General features: G+C 69.7%; 26 protein-coding genes, 1 tRNA gene and 1 other RNA gene. 10 read left to right on the top strand and 18 right to left on the bottom strand.

All coding sequences use genetic code 11. From position 1 onward, the window contains the following. Window positions 1–6 precede the first annotated feature (6 nt). The 5 genes from V1457_RS12690 to V1457_RS12670 all read left to right on the top strand — a co-directional run bounded on the left by V1457_RS12690 (window position 7) and on the right by V1457_RS12670 (window position 4,054). On the top strand, window positions 7–885 hold the full coding sequence (locus tag V1457_RS12690) for a DUF72 domain-containing protein (protein ID WP_200072665.1): 879 nt from the start codon (window positions 7–9) through the stop codon (window positions 883–885). 76 nt (window positions 886–961) lie between these two features. Further along, the gene (rutA, locus tag V1457_RS12685; RefSeq protein ID WP_338603780.1) at window positions 962–2,014 is read left to right on the top strand and encodes a pyrimidine utilization protein A; all 1,053 of its coding nucleotides are present in this window, start codon (window positions 962–964) and stop codon (window positions 2,012–2,014) included. A gap of 132 nt (window positions 2,015–2,146) precedes the next feature. Further along, window positions 2,147–3,001, top strand: a complete 855-nt coding sequence (locus V1457_RS12680; RefSeq protein WP_338603777.1) for an alpha/beta fold hydrolase — start codon at window positions 2,147–2,149, stop codon at window positions 2,999–3,001. A gap of 134 nt (window positions 3,002–3,135) precedes the next feature. Beyond that, window positions 3,136–3,369: a hypothetical protein gene (locus V1457_RS12675; protein ID WP_295140141.1), complete on the top strand. Its 234-nt coding sequence runs from the start codon at window positions 3,136–3,138 to the stop codon at window positions 3,367–3,369. A gap of 118 nt (window positions 3,370–3,487) precedes the next feature. Continuing rightward, complete coding sequence (locus tag V1457_RS12670; protein ID WP_307850261.1) at window positions 3,488–4,054, top strand: XRE family transcriptional regulator; 567 nt, start codon at window positions 3,488–3,490, stop codon at window positions 4,052–4,054. A gap of 3 nt (window positions 4,055–4,057) precedes the next feature. On the opposite strand, the gene V1457_RS12665 is transcribed toward V1457_RS12670, so the two are convergent. The 6 genes from V1457_RS12665 to V1457_RS12640 form a co-directional block, all read right to left on the bottom strand. Beyond that, window positions 4,058–4,747, bottom strand: a complete 690-nt coding sequence (locus V1457_RS12665; RefSeq protein WP_338603771.1) for an alpha/beta fold hydrolase — start codon at window positions 4,745–4,747, stop codon at window positions 4,058–4,060. Further along, a complete protein-coding gene (locus tag V1457_RS12660; protein ID WP_338603768.1) occupies window positions 4,744–5,712 on the bottom strand; it encodes a DMT family transporter in 969 nt (322 codons plus the stop codon). Before V1457_RS12660 ends, V1457_RS12665 begins: the two co-directional genes overlap by 4 nt. Further along, window positions 5,669–6,367, bottom strand: a complete 699-nt coding sequence (locus tag V1457_RS12655) for a hypothetical protein (protein WP_338603765.1) — start codon at window positions 6,365–6,367, stop codon at window positions 5,669–5,671. The genes V1457_RS12660 and V1457_RS12655 overlap by 44 nt, the downstream gene beginning before the upstream one ends. A gap of 64 nt (window positions 6,368–6,431) precedes the next feature. After that, window positions 6,432–7,391: a chlorinating enzyme gene (locus V1457_RS12650; protein WP_307850260.1), complete on the bottom strand. Its 960-nt coding sequence runs from the start codon at window positions 7,389–7,391 to the stop codon at window positions 6,432–6,434. Window positions 7,392–7,400: 9 nt separating this feature from the next. Continuing rightward, the gene (locus V1457_RS12645; RefSeq protein WP_200072659.1) at window positions 7,401–7,664 is read right to left on the bottom strand and encodes an acyl carrier protein; all 264 of its coding nucleotides are present in this window, start codon (window positions 7,662–7,664) and stop codon (window positions 7,401–7,403) included. Next, window positions 7,646–9,121, bottom strand: a complete 1,476-nt coding sequence (locus V1457_RS12640) for an amino acid adenylation domain-containing protein (RefSeq protein ID WP_200072658.1) — start codon at window positions 9,119–9,121, stop codon at window positions 7,646–7,648. Before V1457_RS12640 ends, V1457_RS12645 begins: the two co-directional genes overlap by 19 nt. 338 nt (window positions 9,122–9,459) lie before the next feature. Here V1457_RS12640 and V1457_RS12635 point away from each other — a divergent pair, with 338 nt between their 5' ends. Continuing rightward, a complete protein-coding gene (locus tag V1457_RS12635) occupies window positions 9,460–9,702 on the top strand; it encodes an SDR family oxidoreductase (RefSeq protein WP_338603758.1) in 243 nt (80 codons plus the stop codon). Between the two features lie 367 nt (window positions 9,703–10,069). Here the strand turns inward: V1457_RS12635 and V1457_RS12630 are convergent. The 6 genes from V1457_RS12630 to V1457_RS12605 form a co-directional block, all read right to left on the bottom strand. Further along, window positions 10,070–10,145 (bottom strand) — tRNA-Ala (locus V1457_RS12630). Between the two features lie 105 nt (window positions 10,146–10,250). Beyond that, on the bottom strand, window positions 10,251–10,898 hold the full coding sequence (locus V1457_RS12625; protein ID WP_338603755.1) for a UdgX family uracil-DNA binding protein: 648 nt from the start codon (window positions 10,896–10,898) through the stop codon (window positions 10,251–10,253). Window positions 10,899–10,905: 7 nt separating this feature from the next. Further along, window positions 10,906–12,291, bottom strand: coding sequence for an NAD(P)/FAD-dependent oxidoreductase (locus tag V1457_RS12620; protein WP_200072655.1), 1,386 nt, complete (start codon window positions 12,289–12,291; stop codon window positions 10,906–10,908). Beyond that, window positions 12,284–12,517, bottom strand: a complete 234-nt coding sequence (locus V1457_RS12615; RefSeq protein WP_233628227.1) for a DUF6158 family protein — start codon at window positions 12,515–12,517, stop codon at window positions 12,284–12,286. Before V1457_RS12615 ends, V1457_RS12620 begins: the two co-directional genes overlap by 8 nt. 5 nt (window positions 12,518–12,522) lie before the next feature. Continuing rightward, the gene (locus tag V1457_RS12610) at window positions 12,523–12,825 is read right to left on the bottom strand and encodes a WhiB family transcriptional regulator (protein ID WP_200072654.1); all 303 of its coding nucleotides are present in this window, start codon (window positions 12,823–12,825) and stop codon (window positions 12,523–12,525) included. A gap of 86 nt (window positions 12,826–12,911) precedes the next feature. Continuing rightward, window positions 12,912–13,781, bottom strand: a complete 870-nt coding sequence (locus V1457_RS12605; RefSeq protein WP_233628209.1) for a GNAT family N-acetyltransferase — start codon at window positions 13,779–13,781, stop codon at window positions 12,912–12,914. Between the two features lie 89 nt (window positions 13,782–13,870). Here V1457_RS12605 and V1457_RS12600 point away from each other — a divergent pair, with 89 nt between their 5' ends. Next, window positions 13,871–15,847, top strand: a complete 1,977-nt coding sequence (locus V1457_RS12600; RefSeq protein WP_338603748.1) for a UvrD-helicase domain-containing protein — start codon at window positions 13,871–13,873, stop codon at window positions 15,845–15,847. Between the two features lie 13 nt (window positions 15,848–15,860). On the opposite strand, the gene V1457_RS12595 is transcribed toward V1457_RS12600, so the two are convergent. Continuing rightward, a complete protein-coding gene (locus tag V1457_RS12595) occupies window positions 15,861–16,409 on the bottom strand; it encodes a hypothetical protein (RefSeq protein ID WP_338603745.1) in 549 nt (182 codons plus the stop codon). A 240-nt stretch (window positions 16,410–16,649) separates the two neighbouring features. Between V1457_RS12595 and V1457_RS12590 the strand changes: the two genes are divergently transcribed. The 3 genes from V1457_RS12590 (at window position 16,650) to V1457_RS12580 (ending at window position 20,058) form a co-directional block, all read left to right on the top strand. Next, complete coding sequence (locus tag V1457_RS12590; protein ID WP_338603742.1) at window positions 16,650–18,104, top strand: carboxylesterase family protein; 1,455 nt, start codon at window positions 16,650–16,652, stop codon at window positions 18,102–18,104. A gap of 29 nt (window positions 18,105–18,133) precedes the next feature. Beyond that, window positions 18,134–18,283 (top strand): hypothetical protein, encoded by a 150-nt coding sequence (locus V1457_RS12585; protein WP_200072650.1) that lies wholly within the window; start codon window positions 18,134–18,136, stop codon window positions 18,281–18,283. Between the two features lie 62 nt (window positions 18,284–18,345). Further along, complete coding sequence (locus V1457_RS12580) at window positions 18,346–20,058, top strand: bis-aminopropyl spermidine synthase family protein (RefSeq protein WP_338603738.1); 1,713 nt, start codon at window positions 18,346–18,348, stop codon at window positions 20,056–20,058. Window positions 20,059–20,630: 572 nt separating this feature from the next. On the opposite strand, the gene ssrA is transcribed toward V1457_RS12580, so the two are convergent. The 5 genes from ssrA to ftsE form a co-directional block, all read right to left on the bottom strand. Then, window positions 20,631–21,000: a transfer-messenger RNA gene (ssrA, locus tag V1457_RS12575) on the bottom strand. Window positions 21,001–21,114: 114 nt separating this feature from the next. Continuing rightward, window positions 21,115–22,029 (bottom strand): amidohydrolase family protein, encoded by a 915-nt coding sequence (locus V1457_RS12570; protein WP_200072767.1) that lies wholly within the window; start codon window positions 22,027–22,029, stop codon window positions 21,115–21,117. Between the two features lie 56 nt (window positions 22,030–22,085). Beyond that, window positions 22,086–22,562 (bottom strand): SsrA-binding protein SmpB, encoded by a 477-nt coding sequence (smpB, locus tag V1457_RS12565; protein WP_200072648.1) that lies wholly within the window; start codon window positions 22,560–22,562, stop codon window positions 22,086–22,088. Window positions 22,563–22,597: 35 nt separating this feature from the next. Continuing rightward, window positions 22,598–23,500 carry a permease-like cell division protein FtsX gene (gene ftsX, locus V1457_RS12560; protein WP_200072647.1) on the bottom strand — a complete coding sequence of 301 codons (903 nt, stop codon included), beginning with the start codon at window positions 23,498–23,500 and terminating at the stop codon, window positions 22,598–22,600. Window positions 23,501–23,543: 43 nt separating this feature from the next. Then, a complete protein-coding gene (ftsE, locus tag V1457_RS12555; RefSeq protein WP_200072646.1) occupies window positions 23,544–24,233 on the bottom strand; it encodes a cell division ATP-binding protein FtsE in 690 nt (229 codons plus the stop codon). Window positions 24,234–24,295 lie beyond the last annotated feature (62 nt).

The following is a 24,295-nucleotide window of genomic DNA, read 5'->3' as shown; positions in this document are numbered from 1 at the left end:
CGGGCGATGGCGGGCATCTTCATCGGCACTTCGGGCTGGCTCTACCCGCCGTGGCGCGGCACGTTCTACCCGCGCGGTCTGCCGCAGCGCCGCGAGCTGGAATACCTGGCCGGGCAGCTCGGCTCCGCCGAGATCAACGGCTCCTTCTACTCGCTGCAACGACCGGAGCGCTACCGCTGGTGGGCCGAGCAGGCCCCGGACGACTTCGTGTTCGCGGTCAAGGGCAGCCGGTTCATCACGCACATGAAGCGGCTGCGCGACGTCGAGGTGCCGCTGGCGAACTTCTTCGCTTCCGGTGTTCTGGCACTCGGCGGAAAACTCGGCCCGCTGCTGTGGCAGCTGCCCGCCACGACGCGGTTCGATCCGGAACGACTGGCGGAATTCTTCGACCTGCTCCCGCGCAGCACGGCCGCTGCCGCGGAACTCGCGGGCGGACACGACGAACGACTCCGCGGCCGCGCGCTGACCGAGACCGACGCCGACCGCCCGCTGCGCCACGCGCTGGAGGCCCGCCACCCCAGCTTCGCCACCGCGGAGTGCGTCGATCTGCTGCGCGCGCACGACATCGCGCTGGTCACCGCCGACACCGCCGGAACGTGGCCGCGCATGGACGACGTGACCAGCGACTTCTGCTACGTGCGGCTGCACGGCGCCGAGGAGCTCTACGCCAGCGGCTACACCGCCGAGGCGCTGGACGAGTGGGCGGATCTGGTGCGCGCCTGGCACGCGGGGAAGAGCCCGGCGACTCCGCACACCGCCGCCGATCCCGCGCCGCGCAAGGATTCCGGCCGCGACGTGCACGTCTACTTCGACAACGACATCAAGGCGCACGCGCCGTTCGACGCGCAGGGCTTGATGCGGCGCTGTGGCGTCACGACGTCATGATCCGCTACTTGGCGGCACCGGCCGCCGGTAGGTCGCCGTATGTTCCGCGCGAATGCATCTGACGTGAGGAACACCCATGGATTTCGGCGTTTTCCTGCCGATCGGGAACAACGGCTGGCTGATCTCGGAGAACGCACCGCAGTACATGCCGTCGTTCGAGCTGAACAAGAACGTGGCGCTGGAGGCGGAGCGACAGGGGTTCGCGTTCGCGCTGTCCATGATCAAGCTGCGCGGTTTCGGCGGCAGGACGGAGTTCTGGGACCACAACCTGGAATCGTTCACGATGATGGCCGGGCTGGCCGCGGTGACCGAGCGGATCCGGCTCTACGCCTCGACGGCGGTGCTCACGCTGCCGCCCGCGATGGTGGCGCGGATGGCCACGACGATCGACTCGATCGCGCCCGGCCGCTTCGGGGTCAACATCGTCTCCGGCTGGGCCAAGAACGAGTACGACCAGATGGGCCTGTGGCCGGGCGACGAGTACTTCGAGCGGCGCTACGACTACTCGACCGAATACGTCCGGGTGCTGCGCGAACTCTGGACCACCGGAGTGTCCAACTTGGACGGTGAGTTCTTCGGCATGAGCGACTGCCGCCTGGAACCGCGCCCGTCCGGGCACGTGGACGTGGTCTGCGCGGGCCAGTCGGATCGCGGGATGCGGATGACCGCGGAGGTCGGCGACTACAACTTCGTGCTCACCCCGGGCGTCAACGCCCCGGAGAACTACGCGGAACCGGTGCAGCGGCTCGCGGCCGCGGCCGAGCGGACCGGCCGGGACGTGGGTTCGCTGCCGCTGTTCATGCTCATCATGGCCGAGACCGACGAAGAAGCCTGGGCGAAGTGGCGCTCCTACCACGCCGGCGCGGACCTGGAAGCTCTCGGCTACATGGCCGACGAGGGCGCCAAGGACGCCTCCGCGCCGGAGGGCGGCACGGCGAAGACGATCAACCTGCCGGAAGGCGCGATCAACCTCAACATGGGCACCCTGGTCGGCTCGCACGAGACGATCGCCCGCCAGCTCGACAAGGTGACCTCGATGCCGGGCGTGCGCGGGGTGATGTTCACCTTCGACGAGTTCGAGAAGGGCGTGCACGACTTCGGCCAGAAGGTGCGGCCGCTGCTCGGCTGAGCCGGCCGCACTGCTGCGGCGGGGCACAGCCGTCGCCCCGCACGATCGCGGCAGCGCGTTGACAGCGCTGCGCCGGACGCTGCATAGTTCCACCTCCAGTAGCCGTTACTTCCGGTAACAGGAGGTTTTGCGATGGTTCGGCGGGTCGTTTCCCGGGACGGTACGTCGCTGGCCGTCGTCGAATCCGGCCCGCGAACCGCGCCGACGCTGGTGTGCGTGCACGGCTATCCGGACAACCGCTCGCTGTGGGACGGCGTCGTGCAGTCGCTGCAAGACCGGTTCCACGTCGTCACCTACGACGTGCGCGGCGCGGGCGAGTCGGACAAGCCGCATCGGGACAGCGCCTACCTGCTCGACCGGCTCGCGGAGGACCTGACGGCGGTGCTGGACGCCGTCAGCCCGGACCATCCGGTGCACCTGCTCGCGCACGACTGGGGCTCGATCCAGACCTGGCACGCGATCACCGGTGACGACCTGCGCGGACGGGTCGCCTCGTACACCTCGATCTCCGGCCCGTGCCTGGACCACGCCGCGCGGTGGATGCGGTCCCGCGTGCGGGCCGGGCTGCCCGCGCTGCGCGAGCTGGTGGCGCAGCTGGCTTCCTCCGGCTACATCGGCTTCTTCCAGATTCCCAAGCTGCCGGAGCTGGCTTGGCGCAGCGGCCTCACCCAACGCCTCGTCCGCGCGCTCGACCGGTCGGCGAGCGCGCCCGAGCTGCCGGACGCGATCCACGGCTTGGCTCTGTACCGGGCGAACATGCTCCGCCGCTTCGCCCGTCCCGAGCCGCGGCGCACCGACGTCCCGGTGCAGGTGATCGCGCCGAGCGCGGACCGGTTCGTGCACCCGCCGGTGCAGACCGGCATCGCGGAGTGGGTGCCGGACCTGCGCGTTCACCGGGTTCCCGGCGGGCACTGGCTGCCGCGCAGCCGCCCGGAGACGGTGGCCGGATACGCCGCCGAGCTGGTCGAGCAGGCCGCCTCCCGCTGATCCCCGCCGCCGAGCCGGCGCGTGCGCGTGAGCCGCGGAAAGAACGTGGTTGCCTGCGACCGGGCGACTTTCATCGGCACATCGGCTGTTATATCTTCCTGTGTGTTCGTTTTAAAGAACACAGGGAGGGCTCGATGATGTTGCTCCAGCGCGCGCTGCACGGCATCGGAAGAGCGTGGGAAACCCAGCACGAGCTGCACGAACGGCGGCTGGTCGCGCGGCGGCCGTGGCAGCGCGACTACCTGCACTGGAGCCGGGACGGCGAGAACTGGTCGCTGCACGGCACATTGCTCCCACCGCGGTCGGCGCAGCCGGGCACGACGCGATCGGGCTGGTGCTGCTGCACGCATCCCCGCCGCAGGCCATGAACCCGTCGACGCGGCGGTTTCCGGTGTGCGCCGGGACCGGTTGCTACGCTCCGCGCGTCGAACTGCATTGCGAGCACGGTGCGCGGGAGGGATTGTGACGCAGGCCCAAGGCGATCCGGTGTCGCGCTCGACGGGCCGCGCGATCGGCGCGCACGTCAAGCGCATCCGCAGCGCCCGCGGCCTCACCAGTGCCGAGCTGGCCCGTCGCGCAGGCATCAGCAAAGCGGCGCTTTCCAGCATCGAAGCCGGCAGCGGCAACCCCACGATCGGCACCTTGGACGCGCTGGCGGTGGCGCTGGCGCTGCCGCTGGCCGACCTCGTGAGCTTCCAAAGCACCGAAACGTCCGTGAAAGTGCCCGGCACGCCCGGCGATCCGGACGGCCCCACGCGCGAACTGCTGCGGCGCCTGCACGGCAGCTACTCGGTCGAGATCTGGCGGCTCCGGATCCCGGCCGAACACGAAACGACGGGTGCGCCGCACGCGCCCGGAACGATCGAAAGCCTCATCGTGGCCTCGGGTGAGCTCCGCGCGGGCGCGAACGCCGATCTCGCGGATCTCGCTCCCGGTGATTGCCTGTCCTTCCCCGGCGATCAGCCGCACACGTACTCGACCGGTGCGGACCCGGCCGACATCACCGTCGTGATCGCCTCGCCGTTGCACGTGGACAGCGCCGCGCGGCAATGACCGTCACCGTTCCCGCAGCACTGCGAGGACGGCATCGGCGACACCGCGTGGATTCGCGCCGGAGAGCAGATGCGGTCCCGTCAGCCGAACCGTGCTGCACGAACCCCGGGTGTGCCGCTGCCAGGCCTCCGGCTGCTGCATCCCGCCGTCCTCGGAAGCGGCGAGCACGCGAACGTCCCCGTCCACCACCAGCCGCCGGGTCAGCTCGATGAATCCCTGCGAAAGCAGCAGATCACTCCGGATCAGCGCGTGCGCCTGCGCGGCGACGGCGGGGTCCTGCCCCAGCTCCGCAGGCGGACCGCCGCCGAGCCGGGACAGGATCGCGGCGGCGCCGTCGAGCGAATCGATGCCCGCGAGATCGATGTCGTCGCGAGTGCGCGGAGCCGGATTGGACGCGGCGATCAGGCAGGTCCCCACGCCGCGCTCGGCGAGCAGCGCCAGGCCGATGTAGGCGCCCAGGCTCTCGCCGTAAACCACCCCCACCGAGTGCGGAACCTGCGCTTGCACGTCCCGGAGAGCCCGTTCAGCCGAGGTCAGCGCGGGTTCCCGGTACCGGCGTCCGCGGCCGGGCAACTCGACTCCGCAGATCTCCACCCCGGCCCCCAGCGCCCGGCGGAGTCGGCGGAAGTAGCCCGCGCCGCAGCAGGCAGGTGGGATGAGCGCGACAGCCGGAAGCCGACCGGCCGGCGTCACGCCGCGGCCTCCTGCGCGCGGTTCTCCAGCAGGCGCCCGAACGCGGCCGCGACGACGATCAGCACCCCGCCCACGATCTGCATGAGCATCAGCCCCTCCCCGCGCAGGACGATCGCGAAGAACGCCGCGAAGACCGGCTCGGTGGACATGATGATGGCGACCCGCGTGGCGCTGGTCCGGCGAGCCGCGAACAGCTGCGCCGCGAACGCGAACGCGGTGCCCAGCACGCCGAGGTACGCGATCAGCACCCACACCCCCGGCGTGATCGCGGAAACCTGCTCGGTCAGCAGCGGACCGAACAGCGGCGACACCAGAAGGCTCAGCGCGGCGACCACGACGACCTCGACCAGCGTCACCGACAGCACGTTGAAGTCGCGATGGCTCGAGGTCCGCCCGAACGAGAAGATCTGGTAAGCGCGCACCAGAGCCGCCGCCAGGATCAGCCCATCGCCCGGCCGCACCGCGAACGGCGCCCCGGAGCTCCCCAGCGTCAACGCTGCGCACCCGAGCAGCGCTACGGCCGATAGCGCGTAGATCGCGGGCCGCTGCCGCACTCCGCCGAACACCCTGCTGTAGAGCGGCACCAGGATCACCGACAGGGTGATCAGGAACCCCGCGTTGGCAGCGCTGGTGTAGGCCACCCCGGACGTCTCCAGCAGCAGGATCGTGAACAGCAGCGCGCCGTAGAGCAGCCCGTGGCGCAGTTCGCGCCGATTCAAACGGACCCGCGCGAGAACCGCGTAGACCAGCAGCGGCAACGCGGCCGCGGCGAACCGCAGCGCGAGGAAGTTGGGGAAGGACAGGCCGGTGGCGTTGACGGCCTGCATCACGGCGTAGGACGACCCCCACACCGCCGCGACGCCGACGACCGCGAGATCCCCGGCCGATGCGGAACGGCCGAGCCGGGCCGCCCACGCTTCGTTACCGCCGGTCCGCCCCTTCGCGGTAGCGCGCGGAGTAGCCAACCTTGAGCCGTCCCTTCTTCACCTTGGCCGAGCGGACCACCAGATCGGCGAGTTCGTCCAGGTGCGAAACGTGCGTGCCGGCGCACTCGTCCAGCGAGAACTCGCCGATCCGCACGTAGCGGCGCCCGTCCGCCCAGTACGCCTCGACCGGCAGGTCCTTGTCGATCACGGCGTGCACATCGGCCTGCACCGTGGCGACGAACTCCTCGGCGTCTTCCAATGCCGTGCCCGCCTCGAACTCGATGCGGGCCTGGCCGGGAAAGTGATTGCTGACGATGTGCCGGTAATCCCGCGCGCGCACGGCCGCATCCACCAGGTGACCCGCGGTGTGCAGGGCGGCGTGCTCGAGCCGGGCGGCCCGGTCCACCGCGACGGAAACCCGCTCGCCCACCGCGGGCAGCTCCCCGGCAGGCAGCTCGGGCACGAGCGCGACCAGCGGCTGGTCGTGCTGCACCCGGACGACCGAGGCCGCTGCCCCGTTCAGCGTCGCGATGTCCGCCGGCTGGCCGCCGCCCTGGGGATGCACGATGTTGTCCCGGACGGCGAGACAGCGCTGCTCGTCGTGCAGCGCGCCGGCGATGACGGTGGTGCTGACCTCGGTCGCGTAGGTGTCGTCCAGGTACACGGCGAGTTGATGAACCACGGGATCGTTCATTTCACCGATCGTACCGTATGGTCTAACGGTCGCGCGGCGCTTCGCAGCACCGGGCCGGGCCGCGTCAAGAAGCGGTTCGAGTCCGGAACGGCGTCCCGCGCAGCGTCCGGGTGGCGATCCGGTTGTGCCCGTAGCGGTCTTCGCCGCGCGCCACGACGGCCCCGTAGTTCTCCAGCGGAATGCTCCCGCCGTACTCCTGCACCGAGTCGGTGTCCGGATAGACGCGGACCTTGGTCGGCACATATCGGGAGGCGAAGCCCATGCGATAGTTCTTGCCCTCGCTCGTGTTCGGCAGCGAAGCGTGCATCAGCGTCGACCAGAAGATGACGCACTGGCCCTTCTCCATCACCAGCGAGAAGGCGTCGGATTCGTTGGGCGTCCAGTCCGGATCGATCTGCAGCTGCCGGTAATCGTATCCGAAGAACCCCCGCGCGATCCCGTCCTTCTGCTCGGCATTGATGCGGGACTCGCTGTAGTCCATGCGCTTCGTCTCGTCGTAGTTCATCTTGTTCTGGGAACCCGGGATGATCTGCAGGCAGCCGTTCTCCCGGGTCGACTCGGTGAACGCGGTCCACACCGTGATCGTGCCCGCCCCGAAGTCGTCCTCGGACTCGCCGGGCCAGAGGATCTGCGGCTTTCCGCTCGCGTTGGCGAAGGTGTCCGCCTGGTGCCAGTCGGTTCCCTCGTCGCCCGGGTACTTGGGGAAGAACTCGGTGCGCCAGCAGAGGATGTCCGGCCCCAGCACCGAGGCGACGCGATCGACGATGCGCGCGTTGCAGACGTGCTGCGCGAGCAGGTCGATGTCCAGGTGGCGGTCGTAGTTCGCGATGTTCGTTCCGCCGGAACTGGCGTCTTCCGGGTAGGCCGCGTGCGATCGGTCCAGCGTCTGCCTGCGGACCGTCCGCCACATCTCGTCCATTTCTTCGGGGGTGTAGACGGTGATCGGGCCGATGTAGCCGTTCCGCTGGAAGAACTCCTCGTCCGCAGCGGACAGCGAGTGGTCGATGTCGAGGTTCTCGGTCACGGCAATCTCCTACCGGTGCGCTGGTCGATCGACGGAACGTCGGTTTGCGACGGCCTCGTGCAGCGGGGCCTCGTAGGTTTCCCGCGCTTCCAGGGCGACCCCGAAGGAATCGCTCAGGAACCTGTTGAGCTTGGCGAAGGTGAGCGAATGCGCACCGACGTCCAGGAAATTGTCGGAGGCGGTGATTTCGGGATCATCCAGTTCGGCGCGGAGCCACTCCACGACCGATCGTTCGATTTTCGCGGCATCGGACTTCATGGCATCGGCTTGCACGGCGCCCTCCGGAACATCTGCTCGAGTGCTGCGCGGTCGATCTTTCCGTTGTCTGTTCGCGGGATCGTTTCCAGGCGGGTGAACGCTTCCGGGATCATGTAGGCGGGCAGCCGGTCCGCGAGGGCCTGCCGCCACCTTCTGCGGGGCAGTTCGGTGCTGCCTGCGGTGAGGTATCCGCACGCGAGCCGGGTTCCGCCGTCCCCGCGCAGCGCGACGCAGACCGCCGCGGAGACCTCCGGGACGGTTTGCAGCGCGCGCTCGACCTCACCCAGTTCGATGCGGTGCCCGCGAATCTTCACCTGGTCGTCGTTGCGGCCCACGTACACCAGCCCGTCGTCTTCCCACCGCACAAGGTCGCCGCTGCGGTAGAACACCCGTCCGGACGCGGCGGTGAACTTCTCCGCGGTGAGCTCCGGCCGGCCGAGGTAGCCCGCCACCACCTGCGGCCCGGACAGCAGCAGCTCTCCCGCGTTGCCCGGCGTTACCGGCTGGTCGTGCTCATCGACGACGCGGGCGGCGAATCCTGGCAGCGGCTCGCCGATGTTCTGCCCGTTGCATTCGATGTCGTTCAGGGATATCCGGCGGATCGTGGCGTGCACGGTGACCTCCGTGATTCCGTACATGTTGTACAGCACTGCCGGCGAGATTTCCCGGAACTTCGCGAGCAGGCCCGCTTGCAGCCGCTCCCCGCCGAACACCACGTACCGGATTCGCAGGCTCCCGGGATTTCCCGCGCACAGTTCCGGCGACAGCTCCCGGAAAGCCGTCGGTGTCTGGCTCAGCACGGATATCCCCTCGCGCCGGATCAGTTCCGCGCACCGGTGCGGATCCCGGACGGTCCAGCCGTCCGGGATCACCGCGGTTCCTCCGGTGCTCAACGCGCCCCACAATTCCCACACCGAAAAGTCGAAAGCGGGCGAGTGGAACACCAGCCACCGGTCGGCCAACCCGACGTCGAACCAGGGCGCGACCGCATCGAACAACGCGGTCAGGTTCCGCTGCGAAACCGGGACACCTTTCGGCACGCCCGTGGTCCCCGAGGTGTAGATGACGTAGGCCGTACCCGCCGTCGGCCGTCGGGAGCCCGGTCGCAGCTCGAGCGCGTACTTCCCGCACAGCAGCGGTGCAGCCGAGTCGTCCCCGGCCAGGGTCAGGACGGCCTGCGGAGCGGCATCCGCGATGATCCGCTCGTTCCGCGCGGAAGGACCGGAACGAGCCAGCGGAAGGTAAGCCCCGCCGAGCAGCCAGACCGCGACGAACGCGATAGTGGAATCGATGCCGGAAGGAATGTCCACCGCGATCAGCCCCGCTGGATCGACGTCCGCGCGAAGCAGTTCGTCGGCCAGGTCCTGAGCGTTCTCGTACAGCTCGTTGTAGGTGAGTTCCGCGCCACCCGAATCCCGTACGGCGACCGCGTCCGAGAACCTGGCGGCGATCGAGGTGAACCTTTCGATCACTGCGCGCCCACTCGCGTTCCGATGAAGCACCGCACCCCCAAATTTCGACCCCCGGTACAACTCGTCAAGCTACCCGCGCCCTACCAGACCGCACACCACCAACAGCGTGAATGCGGAATCCGTCGAACCACCGAACAATTGCGCGTCGCGCCGCAACATTTCCGCATTCCTGGAAACAACCGGGGCGGATCGATCTCGACGCCCGCAGCCAAGTCGGGATTCTCGACAACGGCTCGGCCGTCCGGAGAATTTCTCGCCCAACGTCTTGTTCGACTCCAGTGGAGCGGCGCCTTTTCCGTCTCGGCGGCCAAGTCGGTCTGCGCCGAAGGACCGCGATCGTGCGGCGTCCCTACGCCGCCCTGAACTCCTACAGCAAGAGCCTCGCCCACGCCTGCGGCCCGCACGGCGTGCGCGTGACCGCGGTCATGCCCGGCGTCATCGAGACCGGCGCCGTCGAAGCCAGCCTGCTGCACGAAGCCGAAACCACCGGCCGCGACCTGGACACCATCCGCAAGGAGTTCCACCGGCGCCTTGCCGCCCCGCTCGGCCGCCCCGGGCAGCCGGAGGAACCGCAGAACTGATCGCCTTCCTCGCCTCCTACCTCACCGGCGTCGCCATCTCTGTCGACGGAGGCATGCTGCCAACCGTCCGACGCAGACTCGGCGCCCGTCCTGCGAGCGCTGCTCGAGTCGTGGCAGGGCCGGGGTGGCGTTCATACGAGGGCTGCTGGACCCAAGTCGCGCGGCCCGCGGTCCGCTGCGGGCTGCCGACGCCGGCACCAATAAGCCGGGCACCGGGATCAACCGCACCGACCAGGCCCGGACCTGCACAAGGCCACCCCCGCCCACGCCCACGCTGAGGACCTGAGCACGGCACCTTGGGTTAGCTAGAAAGACAAAAAGACCAGCGGCCAAACAAAACCGCTGGTCAGATCAGGGTCAGAACCCTTGGTGGAGCTGACGGGATTCGAACCCGTGACCCCTTGACTGCCAGTCAAGTGCGCTACCAGCTGCGCCACAGCCCCTTGTTCGGTTGGTGCGGTTTCCCGGGGGTTTGATGTCCCGTTCACCGCGTGCCTGCATACCGTACAACAGCCCGCCGAGGCCCCGAGCACGGGGGGCCGACTTGATCACCCGGAGGTCGGCGCGAGTGCTTCCGCGGCCACTCGTAGGTCGTTGACCAGCCCTTCCAGTTCCGTCTCGGAGTCGTCGGCGCGCAGCACGGCCGACGGGTGGATGGTGGCGAGCGCGCGGGCCGGGCCGTGACGGTGGCCGGCGAGTGCCGACTCGGGCAGATCGACGAGGCGGCCGCGGGAGCGGGTGAGCCGGAACGTCGTGCCGAGCAGGGTTTGCGCGGCGGTGGCGCCCAAGCACACCACCAGGTCCGGGTCAACGACGCGGAGTTCGGCGGCCAGCCACGGCCAGCAGGCCGCCACCTCGCTGCGGTTGGGTTTCTGGTGGATGCGGCGCTTGCCGCGCTGCCGGGAGAACTTGAAGTGCTTGGTGGCGTTGGTGACGTAGGCATCGTCGCGGTCGATTCCCGCGCGTTCCAGGGCACGGTCGAGCAGGCCGCCAGCCGGGCCGCTGAATGGTTGTCCCTTGCGGTCCTCCTGGTCACCGGGTTGTTCGCCGACGAGTACCAGCCGCGCGGATTCCGAACCGCTGCCGAACACGGCTTGCGTGGCGTCCCGGTGCAGAGCGCAGCCCGCGCACGACTGCACCGCTTTTCGCAGGCCGGGCAGTCGTGCGCGGGCGGGGACGTACGGTTCGGCGCTCATCGGCGCTTCAACCCGCCCTCCCGTGTTCGCTGGGCAGTCCGCGGGTGTTGGCGGCGCGGACGAATTCGGCGCGCGGGTCGTGCAGTTCGCCGAGCGCCACGGTCTGCCGCCGCAGCGGCAGCTCCATCAGCCAGTCGCCGAGGATCCGGAGCTTGCGCGAGGCGGTCGGGATCTTCGCCAGGTGGTAGACGCGGTGCAGCAGCCACGCGGGCAGGCCCTTGAGCTTGATCCCGTACACCTCGGCGGCACCTTGGAACAGGCCCAGTCCGGCGACGGACCCTGCGTAGCGGTGCCGGTAGTCGCGCAGCTCGTGCCCGCGCAGCAGCGCCAGGACGTTGTCCGCGAGCGTGTTCGCCTGCCGCACCGCGTGCTGGGCCGACGGGCCGCACAGCGCGTCCGGATCGTCGCTGGTCAAGTCCGGCACGGCGGCGCAGTCACCGGCTGCGAAGACATCGTGGGTGCCGCTGACCTGGAGTTTCGTGGTGCACGAGACCCGGCCCTTGCTGTCCCGGGGCAGGTCGGAGTCCTCCAGCATCGGATGCGGTTTGACCCCGGCGGTCCAGGCGATGGTGTCCGCGTCGAACTCGTCGCCGTCGGAGAGCACCACGTGCCCGCCTTCCAGCGTTTTCGCGGTGGTGTTCAGCTTCACCTCGATGCCGCGCTCCTCCAGGCGGCGCCGGGTGTACTCCCCCATCGGCGCGCTGACCTCGGGCATGATCCGGTCCATCGCCTCGACCATGATCCACCGCATGTCCTCGGGGCGCAGCGAGCGGTAGTGCTTGACCGCCTCGCGGGCCATGCTCTCCAGCTCCGCGATGGCCTCGATGCCCGCGTAGCCGCCGCCGATGAACATGAACGTCAGCAGCCGCCTGCGCAGCTTCACGTCCGAGGTGCTGGCCGCGATGTCCAGCCGGGAAAGCACGTGGTTGCGCAGGTAGATGGCCTCGCCGATGGTCTTGAAGCCCACGCCGCGCTCCCCGAGCCCGGGGATCGGCAGCGCGCGGGAGATCGAGCCGGGCACCACGACCAGCACGTCGTAGGTCAAGTGCTCCTCGGAGCCGTCGGCCAGCGTCGCGGTCAGTTCGCGTTGTTCGTGGTCGATGCAGGTGACCTGCGCGGTGAGCACCTCGCTGCGGCGCAGCGTCTCGCGCAGCGGCACCACGACGTGCCGGGGTTCGATGGAGCCTGCCGCGGCTTCCGGCAGGAACGGCTGGTAGGTCATGTGCGACTGCGGGTCGATCAGCGTCACCCGGGCCTCGCCGTCGGCGAGCTGCTTCTGCAGCCGCAGCGCGATGTTCAGCCCGGCGTGGCCGCCGCCGACGATCACTATGCGCGGCTTGCCGGTCGGAACCGATCGCAACGACGGGGATTGCGGCTGCGGCCCACTAGCCATGAAGCTGGCCTCCTCTCGCACCCTCGCGGGTCCGGCGCGGGTCCACCTCCCGGTCCGGGTGCCGTCGCAGGTATTCCTGCTCCAGTTCGAACTCCCGCGCGGTGTGCTCGCGCAGGGCGTCCGGTGCGCCGTGCAGGAACGTGTCGTGCCGAGTGCTGTGCAGTCGCGCCAGCTCGCGGAGCAGGTCCTGCTCCTGGAGCCGGTGGCCGGGAACGCCGGTGCACATGGCGATCACGCCGCGGTGCGCTGCTGCGGAGTCATCCGCTTCGCGATCAGGTCCTGCCGTTCGCGCTCGCCGAGACCGCCCCAGACCCCGTAGGGCTCCTGCGCGGCCAAGGCGTGCTCACGGCAGGCCAGCATCACCGGGCAGCGCCGGCAGATCTGCTTGGCCTGCTCCTCCCGGTTGCTGCGGGCGCTGCCGCGTTCGTTCTCGGGGTGGAAGAACTTGCTGGTGCTCAGGTCCCGGCAGGCCGCCTGCAGCTGCCACTCCCAGGTCTCGGCCACCGGCTTGGGCAGCCGCATCGTCGCCGTCATTCGTGCTCACCCACCTAGCCACGGATTCCGGCGCCGCGGTCGTCAGCGCCAACGACGACATACCCCGATCGGGGTGGGTGGACACATCAGTCCAGCAGCTCGTCGACCCGCCGCGCGTAGGCGGTGACGGGGTAGGCGGGCTCGAACCCGCAGGCTTCGGAGAACCGTTCGGCGGCACCGCCTTCCTCGCCGTGCCCGGCGATCAGCCGGGCGCCGCGCGCGTAGAGCTCGTCGACGACCTCGGTCGCCAGCGAGCTGCCCGCGCCCCGGCGCCTGCGGCCCGGCCGCACCACCACGTGTTCGACGAGCCCGATGCCCCGCTCGGTGAACCCTTGTGCGAATCCGGCGAGCCGGTCCGCCTCCGCATCCCGCAGCACCCGCAGCACGCAGCGCGGATCGTCCACCCGGTGCCCGAGCGAGCGGGCCAGGCGCTGCTCGCCGGAACCGCTCAGCCCGGCGTCGTCGGCGATCAGCTCGGCGATGCCGCGCAGGTCGCCGTCCAGCGCGGGCTCGGTGGACACCGTCACCGTCGTCCGAGAACGGTGCAGCTGAGCCATGTTCTCCTGCACGGCGCGCCATCCGGCGTCGTCGGCGATGCCTTCGATCTCGACGACGGTGGACGGCGAGGCGTAGACCACCGCTTCGGAACGCCCCGCATCGGCGAACGACTGCTCCAGCCGGAGCAGCGTCGTGGCTACCTCGGCCAGCGTCCCCCACAGCCCGCAGGCGTGATTCGCGCTGGTCAGCGGGTTTTCCGGGTTGAGCACCGCGTTCGCCGCGCCGATGCGGCCGATCCGGCCGTAGCGGATCGCACCGGAGGCCAGTTGCGCGGTCTCCACCAGTCCGGCCAGGTCACGCGCTTGCCGCGGGTCGAGCAGCGCTTCGTCGTCGGGATCGTGCAGCGGGTCCACGCCTTCCATTGTGGAGGCCACCGGAATGCGGCTCGCCTGCGACATTAAGGTGACGCGCGCTCGCGGCCCTCGAAATCGCGCCGGAAAGCTCTAATGTCGAACGAGCACTGCGTGCTGAAGTCGGGGAGTACAACGTGACCGGGACACACGATCACGGCCGGGAGCGCCTGCGCCGCGAAGCCGATGCGCAATTGCGTGCCCGCCCACCGTTGCCCACGTGGCAGAAGCGGGTGCTCGAACGGTTCGCCGTGGAACACGGCACCGGCTGGTACACGCTGCTGAACCAGTTCGCGCCGCACACCCCGGACAACCGGCCGGACGTGGTGCTGGTCGGCCCTGGCGGCGTGCTGGTGGTGCTGCTGCGCGACGACGAGCCGCATTGGGAAGCGACCCGCGCGGCGTTCGTGTGGACCGCGGAGCTGCTCGCGGGCCTGGCGACGCCGCACGGCCTGCTCACCGAGGCGGCGCTGCGCGCGGTCGTGGTGCACCCGGCGGGCTATTCGGAGACCGGCAACCGCGGCGAGCACACGGCGATCACCGAGTCCGAATTGGACCGGGTGCTGCTGCCCGCGGAGACCGCGCTGGACCCGGCGGACGCGCTGGCCGCGGCCCGGCACCTGGACACCCGCACGTTCGACCTGACCCCGATCGCCTGGAACCCGCACCGCATCCCGCGGCCGCGCGGCGCCGGGCAGCTGGGTTCCTCGGGCCGCGACTCCGGGTTGTTCGAGGTGCGGCAGCTGCGCCAGGAGCGGCTCGACGCGGCGGTGCGCGGCCCGTTCCAGGATTGGCGGCTGTTCCTGGACGACGTGCAGCTCGGCGCGGTGCGCAGGCAGTACAGCGGCCCGGCGCGGATCACCGGTCCCGCGGGCACCGGCAAGTCGGTGCTGGCGCTGCACCGGCTGGCGTACCTGGCGCGGCGCAGCACCGGCGAGTTGCTGTTCACCACGCACTTGAGCGGCCTGCCGAAGCTGGTGCGCGAGCAGTTCCACGCGCTGGCACCGCAGGTGGCGCACCGGGTCCAGTTCCGCAACCTGCACTCCTGGGCGCGGGAACTGCTCGCCGAACGCGGCCGCGAGACCACTGTGGACGATCGCGCGGTGGAGGCGGCGTTCACCGCGGTCTGGGAGCGTTCCGGGCGCCGCGGTCCGCTGGCCAACGCGCGTCCGTCCCGGCTCTACTGGAAGGACGAGATAGACCGGGTGATCAAGGGCCGCGGCCTGGGCACCCTGGAGGCGTACCGGGCCGCGCCGCGGCGCGGCCGGGGCGGTCGGCTAAGCACCGGTTTCCGGGCGCACGTCTGGGAATTCTACTGCGAGTACGAGCGCGAGCTGTGCGAGCGCGGGATCTACGACCACAACGACGTGCTGATCCGGGCGCTGGACGAGCTGGGCCGGGAACCGTTGCCGCGCAACTATTCCGCGGTCGTGGTCGACGAGGTGCAGGACCTCGCGCTGGTCGGGCTGCGGCTGGTGCACGCGATCAGCGGCTCCGGGCCGAACCAGCTGCTGCTTGTTGGCGACGGGCAGCAGCAGGTCTTCGCCGGTGGCTGGCGGCTTTCCGAGGCCGGGATCTCGCTGCGCGGGCGGGGCGAAGTGCTTCGGCGCAACTACCGCAACCGGGCGGCGATCGTGGAGGCCGCTTCCGAACTGGACGCGGTGAACCGCTTCGACGACCTCGACGGCGGGCCTGCCGTGAACCTCCGCAGGGCGCTGCCGGTGCTCTCCGGCGGGCAGGTCGTGCGGTGGAACGGCACCGAACAGCACGAGGCGGTGCTGAGCGCGCTGCGCGAACTCGACGAGACCGCGGAGACCGCGTTGCTCACCCGCACCAACGCGGCCGCCCAGGAGTGGGTGGAAGTGTTGCGCCGCAACGGATTTCCGGTGGTCCGGCTGGAGGACTGGGACGGCTCGCCGGACGGCGGCATCCGGGTGGGCACGCTGCACCGGGCCAAGGGCAGCGAGTTCCGCGCGGTGTTCCTGCCCGACGAGCGCCGTCCCATCTCCTACCACCGGGACGAGTTGGAAACCTTGCAGCGCCAGCTGCTCGTCGCCGCGACCCGCGCCAGGGACCACCTCTGGATCGGCGCGTTGGAGCAGGAGGACGAGTGACCCGGCGGAACGCTCAGCGCGGTCCGCGTTTGGGCACGTGACCAAGGCTGCGGGAGTGCGCTTGCGTCGCCTGCACCCACTGCTTGACCGATGGGCGGGAAAGCAGCACCAGCAGCGTGATCACGACCAATCCCATCACCACCCAACCGACGAGACCGGCGACACCGGGACCGTCGGTGTGCACGCGGGCCGCGCGGGTGGCTCCGAACGCGACGATGAGCGCCGTGCCCGTCGCAGCCAGCTTCATCGGCGCGGGATTCGGGAACTTCGAGTGCAGCAGCGCCGCGGCGCCGAGGCCGTAGAGCACTCCGACGCCCGCGATGATGAAGGCCAGCAGGAGCACGACGATCTCTCCGCCGCCGCTCGCGCCGCTCCAGCCGACGATGAGGGTGTAGGCCGCCAGGCCGAACAGGGCCAGCGCGATCGCGCCGCCGAACACGGTCGCGACGAGCACGGGCACGGGCCGGGCGGACGGCTGGGCCAGAGCTTGCTGCTGCGGCGTCTGCTGCTGCGGCGGCACTGCTCCACCCGGTTGCTGGTTCTGCCACTGAGGTTGCTGCACGATCCGGCACGCTATCCCGCGAACGCTCGCTGCAACCGCGTTTCCGCGAAATCCGGTGCGCGGAAGCGGGCGCGCCGAACCGAGGCGCATCCGCTCTCCGACCGACTCGGAGCGTCGTCGCTAGCATCGGCGGGCGACGTCGCACCTAACCGTCCACAGTGGTCACAACGTGCATCGGCCGGTGTGGTGACCGATCCGCGACGAACCGGGCGGCCTTCCCCGCCCGAAACGGAGGCAAGCATGATCGTGGGCACGTCGAAGGGCTCCGTGCGCGGGCGGCGGTGCGGTTCCGGCCATGCGTTCTCCGCGATCCCCTACGCCGCGCCGCCCACCGCCCGTTTCGCCGCGCCGCAACCGCACCCCGGCTGGGACGGAGTGCGGGACGCGACCCGCCCGGGTCCGACGGCTCCGATGCCCGAGCACCGGCTCGGCCGGCTCGACATGCGCCCGTTCCTGGGCCCGGGATGGGTGCGCGGCGACGACCACCTCACGGTGAACGTGTGGACCCCGGACGCGGCGACCCGCGGGCTACCGGTGATGGTCTTCGTGCACGGCGGCGGTTTCGTGGCCGGGTCGGCGCGGGGATCGCTCTACGACGGCGAATCGTTCGCCCGCGACGGCGTGGTGCTGGTGACGCTGAACTACCGCCTCGGCGTGCCGGGCTGGCTCTCGGTGCCGGGACGGCCGGACAACCGCGGTTTGCTCGACGTGCTGATGGCCCTGCAATGGGTGCAGGAAGAGATCAGCGCCTTCGGCGGGGATCCGGACAACGTGACGCTGTTCGGTCAGTCCGCGGGCGCGATGATCACCGCGGCGGCCCTCGCCGATCCGGCCGCACGCGGGCTTTTCCGCCGCGCGATCAGCCAGAGCGGCTCGGGTACCGGCTCGTTCGCCCCGGCGCAGGCAGAACTCCTGAGCTCGGCGCTGGCCCGCGATCTCGGAGTCCGGCGGGACGACATCCCGGAGATCCCGGATGAGCGCCTGCTGGCTGCGCTGGGCGCTTTGGCGCCGGTGGACCCTCGGGTGCATGGGCGGGCTGATCCGTTCCTCGGCATCTCCCGGCTCGGGCCGGTGCTGGAACGGCCGCCCGCGGAGGTTCTCGCCACCGGAGCCGGGTGCGACGTCGATCTGATCGTCGGCACCACCGAGGAGGAGGCCAACCTCTACCTGGCCGACCAGAGGTCCACAATGGACGATGTGCGAGTGGTTGCGGCGCAAGCACATCCCGACCCGGATCGGCTGATCGCCGCCTACCGCGAGCAACGACCGGGCGCCTCCGCGGGCGAACTCCGCTCGGCGATCTGGAGCGACGGCGTGTTCGGCGCGGGCAGCCGCAGCCTCGCCGACGCGCACTCCGCGCACCCGGCAGCGACCTACCGCTACGAGTTCGCCTGGCCGTCCCCGGCGCTGGAGGGGCAGCTGGGCGCGTCGCACGGCGTCGAGCTGCCGTTCGTGTTCGACCGCGCGCACGACCCCGAGCTGCACGGCCCCGAGAAGCTGCTGGGCGAGCCGGAAGCACCGGCGGAACTGGCCCGGGCGATGCACTCGGCGTGGATTTCCTTCGCCACGAACGGAGATCCCGGATGGCCGCAGCACGTGCCCCCGCAACGGCGCACCATGCGCTTCGCCGAAGAATCCGCAGTGGTAAACGATCCGCGTCCGGTCGAGCGCGCCGCCTGGTACGTGCCGAGCTGAGCACCGCCCGCCCTTCCATTGTCGAGGCGATGAGCCGCGGGACCGCCGCGCCGTGCCCGGTGGAAGCGGGAATCATCGATCCGGAGCTGCTCGGCGAAACCCGTGTAACCGATCGGACGGGCACCGTCGAGAACTGGCTCCGCGAAGGTCTCGAGAACGGTTACGCACTGGTCGACTGAACGCCCGAACCGCAGCACAACCAGGGTCCACCAGCGCATTCGCGCTGTGGGAGAGTACGCCCGTGCCCACCGACGAAACGCCTTCAGCGCCTGCCCGCGACGCACTGGAGAACGCGGAACAGCTGGTGTCGGCGGCCGGTGCGCACGCGCGTCCGTTGCGCGAGATCATCGCGCTGCTGACGGAAGGCCCGCACACGCTGGCGTCGCTGGTCCGGCTCTCCGCGGTATCCCGCCGCGGCGTCGAGGCGGTGCTGGAAGCGGTCGGCCCCGACCTGATCACCGGCGAAGACGGCATCCGCCTGCGTCCGGATCGCGCGGAAAGCTACCGGGAGCGGTTCGGCTACCAGCAGTTGCGGCGAGTCCGGCTGGCCGATCCGCTGGCGCCCGCGCTGGAACGGCACCGATCGACGATCGACGAGATGGATCGCCTGATCGCGGCGGCTCCGCGGGGACGGCAAGCGCTGGACCACGTTTCGGCGACCGCGGAAACGGTGGTGCGGCGCGCGTTGTGGCTGGACGCGACGTTCGACCTGTCCGGTGCGCAGTTGCTCTGCGCGGGCGATCACGACCTGACGTCGCTGGCGGTGGCGCAGGTGAACACCGGTGTCGCGATCACCGTCGTCGACGTGGACGAGCGGATCCTGGAGTTCATCGACGAGCAGGCGCGGCGGCGCGGGCTGAACATCCGCTGCCTGTTCGCGGATTTCCGGTTCGGTTTCCCGAGCGCTGCCAAGGAATCCGCGGACCTGCTGATCACCGATCCGCCTTACACGCCCGAGGGCGTGGCGTTGTTCCTCTCCCGCGGCCTGGCGTCGCTCCGGGACCGCGAGCTGGGACGGCTGGTGCTGGCCTACGGCTTCGGGGAGCGGCAGCCGACGCTGGGGTTGAAGGTCCAGCGGGCGATCCAGGAATTGCACCTGGTCTACGAAGCGATCCTGCCGGACTTCAACAGCTACGCTGGCGCCCAGGCCGTGGGCAGCGCCAGCGACCTGTACGTGTGCAGGCCGACCTCGCGGACGTGGAAGGCGTTCGACGCCCCGGCGCGGTCGTCCGCACCGAACATCTACACCCATGGCGCGCAATCCCTGGAAGGAGCGAACGCCGCACTCGACGAGCCGACGATCGAAGCACTGCGCACGGCCGCCACCGGCGAGCAGGACCTGCCGCTCGCGGTGCTGGCCGACGGGTGGCAGCCCTCGTTCGGCAACATCGGCTACGTGCGGCTCGGCACGCTGATGTCGAGCGGGCTGCCCGCCGCGATCACCAGGCAGCCCTCGTTCGCCGTCGCAGCCGACCTCTCCGCCGACCCCGGTCCGTGGTTGCTGCGCGTCTTGCTGGCGGTCAACGCCGAACGAGTCGTCCTGCTGGTGCCCGGCGAGCACCCCGACGTCGCAGGCGAAACGGCTCGGCGGGAGTTGGGCGACCTCATCGCGGACAAGTACGCGCTGCGATTCCGCCGCAACGAGCCGGATTCCCGCTACGCGCTCGTCGAAGCCGCACTGGTAGGCACTCCTTCCGCGCGGCTGACCCGCCAGTTGCTGGACCGGGCGCACGGCAAGGTCGGCAACGTGTGGCGCGACGGGCTGGTCCGGTTCAGCCGCGACTCGGCGCGAGGGCCGATGACGAAGAACGCGGCGCGGGAACGCATCCAGCTCACCGCACGGCGCCCCGATCTGCTCGATGCCACGCTGATCGAACTCCCGCGCGGCCGAATCCGAGAGCTCTGCGAAGAAGCGGCGGCATCGCTGGAGAACCGCGAGCCGTCACAACCCTGACGTTGCCTTGTCAACCGCCCGCATTGTTCAGCGACCATGGCGGTACGGACGACGCCCACGTCGATCGGAAAAGGCGAACACGGTGCGGACACGCCGGACTCCGATTTCGCCACCGGCTCCAGGCAGCTGCCAGTTCCGACCACTGTGGACCCTCGAAACGCCATTTTCCCTGTTCATTGACCGAAAACAGTCGACATACCTGCCGAGTGCGCGACCGCGGGCCGACAAGGACCAGACGCCAGCCAACGCAAACACCGCCGGAGGCTGGTCCACGACCAAGCCACCAACAACAAAACGGTGCGGAGCCGACAAAAGCCGACCACCGCACCGTGGGGGCCTGCGGGGGCTCGGCCCCCGCAACTAACACGACAGGCACCGGCGAACCCGCAGCCGCGGTGAGCAGCATCCGCCACCACCGGAGGCTGGTCCACGACCAAGCCACCAACAACAAAACGGTGCGGAGCCGACAAAAGCCGACCACCGCACCGTGGGGGCCTGCGGGGGCTCGGCCCCCGCAACTAACACGACAGGCACCGGCGAACCCGCAGCCGCGGTGAGCAGCATCCGCCGCCTCGTGGAGGTGCCGGGAATCGAACCCGGGTCCTCCGTCGCTTCACCAAGACTTCTCCGTGCGCAGTCCGCTATGCCGCTACTTGGCTCCCTCGGTCTCGCGAACTAGCCGAGGTGACGAGCCCAGTCGCTGTTGGATGTCCCACCAGGCCCCGCGACCGGTCCTGATGGTGCAGCCTCCTTGTCGATGCCGGATTCCGGGTCGGAGGCGTACCCGGTCCGACAGAGTTGCTCCTCGCTCAGGCAGCGAGGGCGAACTCGCGCTGACTCTTGTCGGCGCTTATTTGTTCACGGCGACGCTTTCGGTGGTCTCCCGCCTGCACCGGCACGCTTCTCTTGGATCAACTCACGGAGTCGAAACCGTTCACCCCCTTGTCGGCTGCCATCGAGCGCAGCCGTACCGTTCATTCACTTCCAGGCCGCTCGGGCCTTCCCACAGCATAACGTGTGGCCCTCGGCAGATCATTCCAATATCCCCGAACCTCGTCACGCCTGGTCAGCGCCGTCGACGCCGAGCAGCCGGGCCGGATTGCGCAGCAGCGCCGCACGCAGGAAGTCGGTGCCCAGGCGGTCGTCGGCCCCGGCCCAGCCCGCGATCGCCGCGAGCTGCTCCGCGTACGGGTACGGGATGTTCGGGAAGTCCGTGCCGAGCACCACGCGGTCGCGTACGGCGGCCAGTTGCGCCGACCAGTCAGCCGGCAACGGTGCGAACTGCTCGGTGAAGGCCACCCCGACCATCGTGGTGTCGAGGTGCACCCGCTCGTAGCGGTGCACCAAGTCCAACGCCGCGCCGTACTCGGGCATTCCGGCATGAGCGAGGACCGCGGTCAGCGACGGATGCCTGCGCAGCACCTCGCCGAACACGTCCAGCCCGGTGTGCGCACCGCGCAGCGGGCCGTGCCCGCAGTGCACCACGACCGGCACGCCGGCTTCGGCGAGCCTGCCCCAGCATTCGTCGAGCAGCGGGTCGCGCGGGTCGAACCCGCCGACTTGAACGTGCACCTTGACGCAGCGGGCCCCGGAATCGAGCGCGGCGCTCAGCGAGCGGGCCATGCCCGGCTCCGGGTAGAGGGTGGCCGTGGGCACCGCACCGGGCGTGCGCGCACCGAAATCCAGCGCCCACTCGTTCAGCCACTCCGCCATGCCGGTCTTGTGCGGGTACACCAGCGGCGCGAACGTCGTGACGCCGAGTTCGCCGAGCAGCCGCAGCCTGGTCGGCTCGTCGTGCCGGTAGTGGATCGGCCAGTCCATGCCGTAGTGCGTGCCTGCCTGGTCGAAGTAGGCCCACACCTTCTGCAGCACGCGTTCCGGCAGGAAGTGCGTGTGCAGATCGACCAGGCCGGGGATGCCGAGCTCGGCCAGCCACGGCCGCACTTGCGCGTCGGTCTCCGGTCCCGTCAGTTCCGGCCCAGTCACGTCCGGCCCAGTCACGTCCGACCCAGTCACGTCCGACCTCGTCACACGCGGCCCTTGCGCACTCGGCCGACGTGCCGCGCCATCTCCCGCTCGGCGTCCCGCTTGGCCATGTCACGCCGCTTGTCGTGCGCCTTCTTGCCGCGCGCGAGGGCGAGTTCGACCTTGGCCTTGCCGTCGGAGAAGTACATCGACAGCGGGACCATGCTCAGCCCGGTCTCCTTGATCTTGCCGAGCAGCCGGTCGATCTCCCAGCCGTGCAGCAGCAGCTTGCGGGACCTGCGCGGCTCGTGGTTCGTCCAGGTCCCCTCGGTGTACTCGGGGATGTGCGCGTTGCGCAGCCACACTTCGCCCTCGTCCACGGTGGCGAACGCGTCCACCAGCGACGCCTTGCCCTGCCGCAGGCTTTTCACCTCGGTACCGGTCAGCACGATGCCGGTCTCGTAGGTGTCCAGCACCGACCAGTCGTGCCGCGCCTTGCGGTTCTGGGCGATGAGCTTGCGGCCGCGTTCCTTCACCATGCTTCGACTCTAAGCCAGCTGGTCAAACCCATTTCCTAGAGCCGCACGTACAGCCGCAGCGTGACGTAACCGGTGGTCGCCGAGATCGCCGCCGCCACCAGCAGCATGATCGGGGAAACCGCGCCGATGTCGGCGTAGCCGATCTCCGGGATGATGCCGGTGCCGAACACCGGCCCCATGACCCTGTCGATGAACGCCGCCTTCGATATCAGCAGTCCGACGACCGCCAACACCGCGCCGAGCAACCCGGACACCATCGCTTCCAGCAAGAACGGCAACTGGGTGTACCAGCGCGTGGCCCCGACCAAGCGCATGATGCCGGTTTCCGTTCTCCGGTTGAACGCCGAGAGCTGAATCGTGTTGGAGATCAGCAGCAACGCGCCGAGCGCCTGCACCAGCGCGACCGAGAACGTCGCGTTGCGGATCCCGTTGAGCACGTTGAACAGCCGGTCCAGGTACTCGGCCTGGTCGACGACGCTGTCCACGCCGGGCTTGCCCTCGAACTTCTGCTGGATCGCGCCGAACCGCTCGGGGTCGCTGAGCTTGATCCGCAGCGAGGCGGGCATGGCTTCCTTGCGCGCCACGTCCCGCAGCTCCTGCATGTTCTCGAACGCCTTCTGGAAGTTCGCGAACGCCTGGTCCCGGTTCTCGTACTTGACCGACTGGACACCGGACGACTGGGTCAGCTCGCCCTTGAGCCCGGCGCACGGCTGCTGCGTGCAGCTGCTGTCGTTGGCGCTGATGTCGTCGGTCAGGAACACCACGACCTCGACCCGGTCCTGGTAGACGTCCTGCATCCGGTCGATCAGCCGGACCACCAGCAGACCCCCGCCGAGCAGGCCGACCGAGATGGCCGTGGTGAGGATCATGGCGATGGTCATCGTGACGTTGCGCCGAAGGCCGTTGATGACCTCGCTGAATACGAAGCTCGCGCGCATCTTGGAGTGTGCTTCCTGGCTGGGTTCGGGGGTGCGGGACGGGTCAGCGGCCGACGCCGTAGACGCCGCGGGCGTCGTCGCGGATCACTCGGCCGACGCTGAGTTCGACGACGCGGCGCCGCATGGAGTCAACGATCGAATGGTCGTGCGTTGCCATCAGCACTGTGGTGCCGGTGCGGTTGATCCGCTCCAGCAGCAGCATGATGTCTTGACTCGTATCGGGGTCGAGGTTGCCCGTCGGTTCGTCGCACAGCAGGACCAGCGGACGGTTCACGAAGGCGCGGGCGATCGCCACGCGCTGCTGCTCCCCACCGGAGAGCTCGTGCGGCATCCGGTCCGCCTTGCCGTCCAGGCCCACCAGCTGCAGCACTTCCGGCACCACCTTGCGAATGGTGTGCCGGGGCTTGCCGATGACCTCCAGCGCGAACGCCACGTTCTCCGCGACGGTCTTGTTGTTCAGCAGGCGGAAGTCCTGGAACACGCACCCGATGCGCTGGCGCAGCCGCGGGACGCGGCGGCGTGGGAGTTTCGCGACGTTCCAGTCGGCCACGAACACCCGGCCCCGGGAAGGCACTTCCTCGCGCAGCAGCAGCCGCAGGAAGGTCGACTTCCCCGAGCCGGAGGGGCCGATGAGGAACACGAACTCGCCTCTGTCGACGCCGACGGAAACATCGTCGAGCGCGGGGCGGGTCGAGGTCTTGTAGCCCTTGGACACGTGCTCAAGCCGGATCACGGGCGGTGAGTTTACCTGCGACCGTTCGGGGGATTACGGCTCACCCGGGCCAGTCCGCGAGC

Origin of the sequence: Saccharopolyspora sp. SCSIO 74807 (genome assembly GCF_037023755.1) — a bacterium.
GTDB lineage: Bacteria > Actinomycetota > Actinomycetes > Mycobacteriales > Pseudonocardiaceae > Saccharopolyspora_C > Saccharopolyspora_C galaxeae.
Note: the sequence above shows the minus strand (reverse complement) of the source record. Positions and strands in the feature narration are given on the sequence as shown.

Excerpts from the sequence above, each read along its gene's own strand:
- V1457_RS12625 (WP_338603755.1), bottom strand. The coding sequence starts at position 10,898 with ATGAGCGCCGAACCGTACGTCCCCGCCCGCGCACGACTGCCCGGCCTG.
- V1457_RS12680 (WP_338603777.1), top strand. The coding sequence starts at position 2,147 with ATGGTTCGGCGGGTCGTTTCCCGGGACGGTACGTCGCTGGCCGTCGTC.
- V1457_RS12610 (WP_200072654.1), bottom strand. The coding sequence starts at position 12,825 with ATGACGGCGACGATGCGGCTGCCCAAGCCGGTGGCCGAGACCTGGGAG.
- rutA (WP_338603780.1), top strand. The coding sequence starts at position 962 with ATGGATTTCGGCGTTTTCCTGCCGATCGGGAACAACGGCTGGCTGATC.
- V1457_RS12590 (WP_338603742.1), top strand. The coding sequence starts at position 16,650 with ATGATCGTGGGCACGTCGAAGGGCTCCGTGCGCGGGCGGCGGTGCGGT.
- V1457_RS12620 (WP_200072655.1), bottom strand. The coding sequence starts at position 12,291 with ATGGCTAGTGGGCCGCAGCCGCAATCCCCGTCGTTGCGATCGGTTCCG.
- V1457_RS12585 (WP_200072650.1), top strand. The coding sequence starts at position 18,134 with ATGAGCCGCGGGACCGCCGCGCCGTGCCCGGTGGAAGCGGGAATCATC.
- V1457_RS12615 (WP_233628227.1), bottom strand. The coding sequence starts at position 12,517 with ATGTGCACCGGCGTTCCCGGCCACCGGCTCCAGGAGCAGGACCTGCTC.
- V1457_RS12675 (WP_295140141.1), top strand. The coding sequence starts at position 3,136 with ATGATGTTGCTCCAGCGCGCGCTGCACGGCATCGGAAGAGCGTGGGAA.
- V1457_RS12655 (WP_338603765.1), bottom strand. The coding sequence starts at position 6,367 with ATGAACGATCCCGTGGTTCATCAACTCGCCGTGTACCTGGACGACACC.
- V1457_RS12690 (WP_200072665.1), top strand. The coding sequence starts at position 7 with ATGGCGGGCATCTTCATCGGCACTTCGGGCTGGCTCTACCCGCCGTGG.
- ftsX (WP_200072647.1), bottom strand. The coding sequence starts at position 23,500 with ATGCGCGCGAGCTTCGTATTCAGCGAGGTCATCAACGGCCTTCGGCGC.
- smpB (WP_200072648.1), bottom strand. The coding sequence starts at position 22,562 with ATGGTGAAGGAACGCGGCCGCAAGCTCATCGCCCAGAACCGCAAGGCG.
- V1457_RS12605 (WP_233628209.1), bottom strand. The coding sequence starts at position 13,781 with ATGTCGCAGGCGAGCCGCATTCCGGTGGCCTCCACAATGGAAGGCGTG.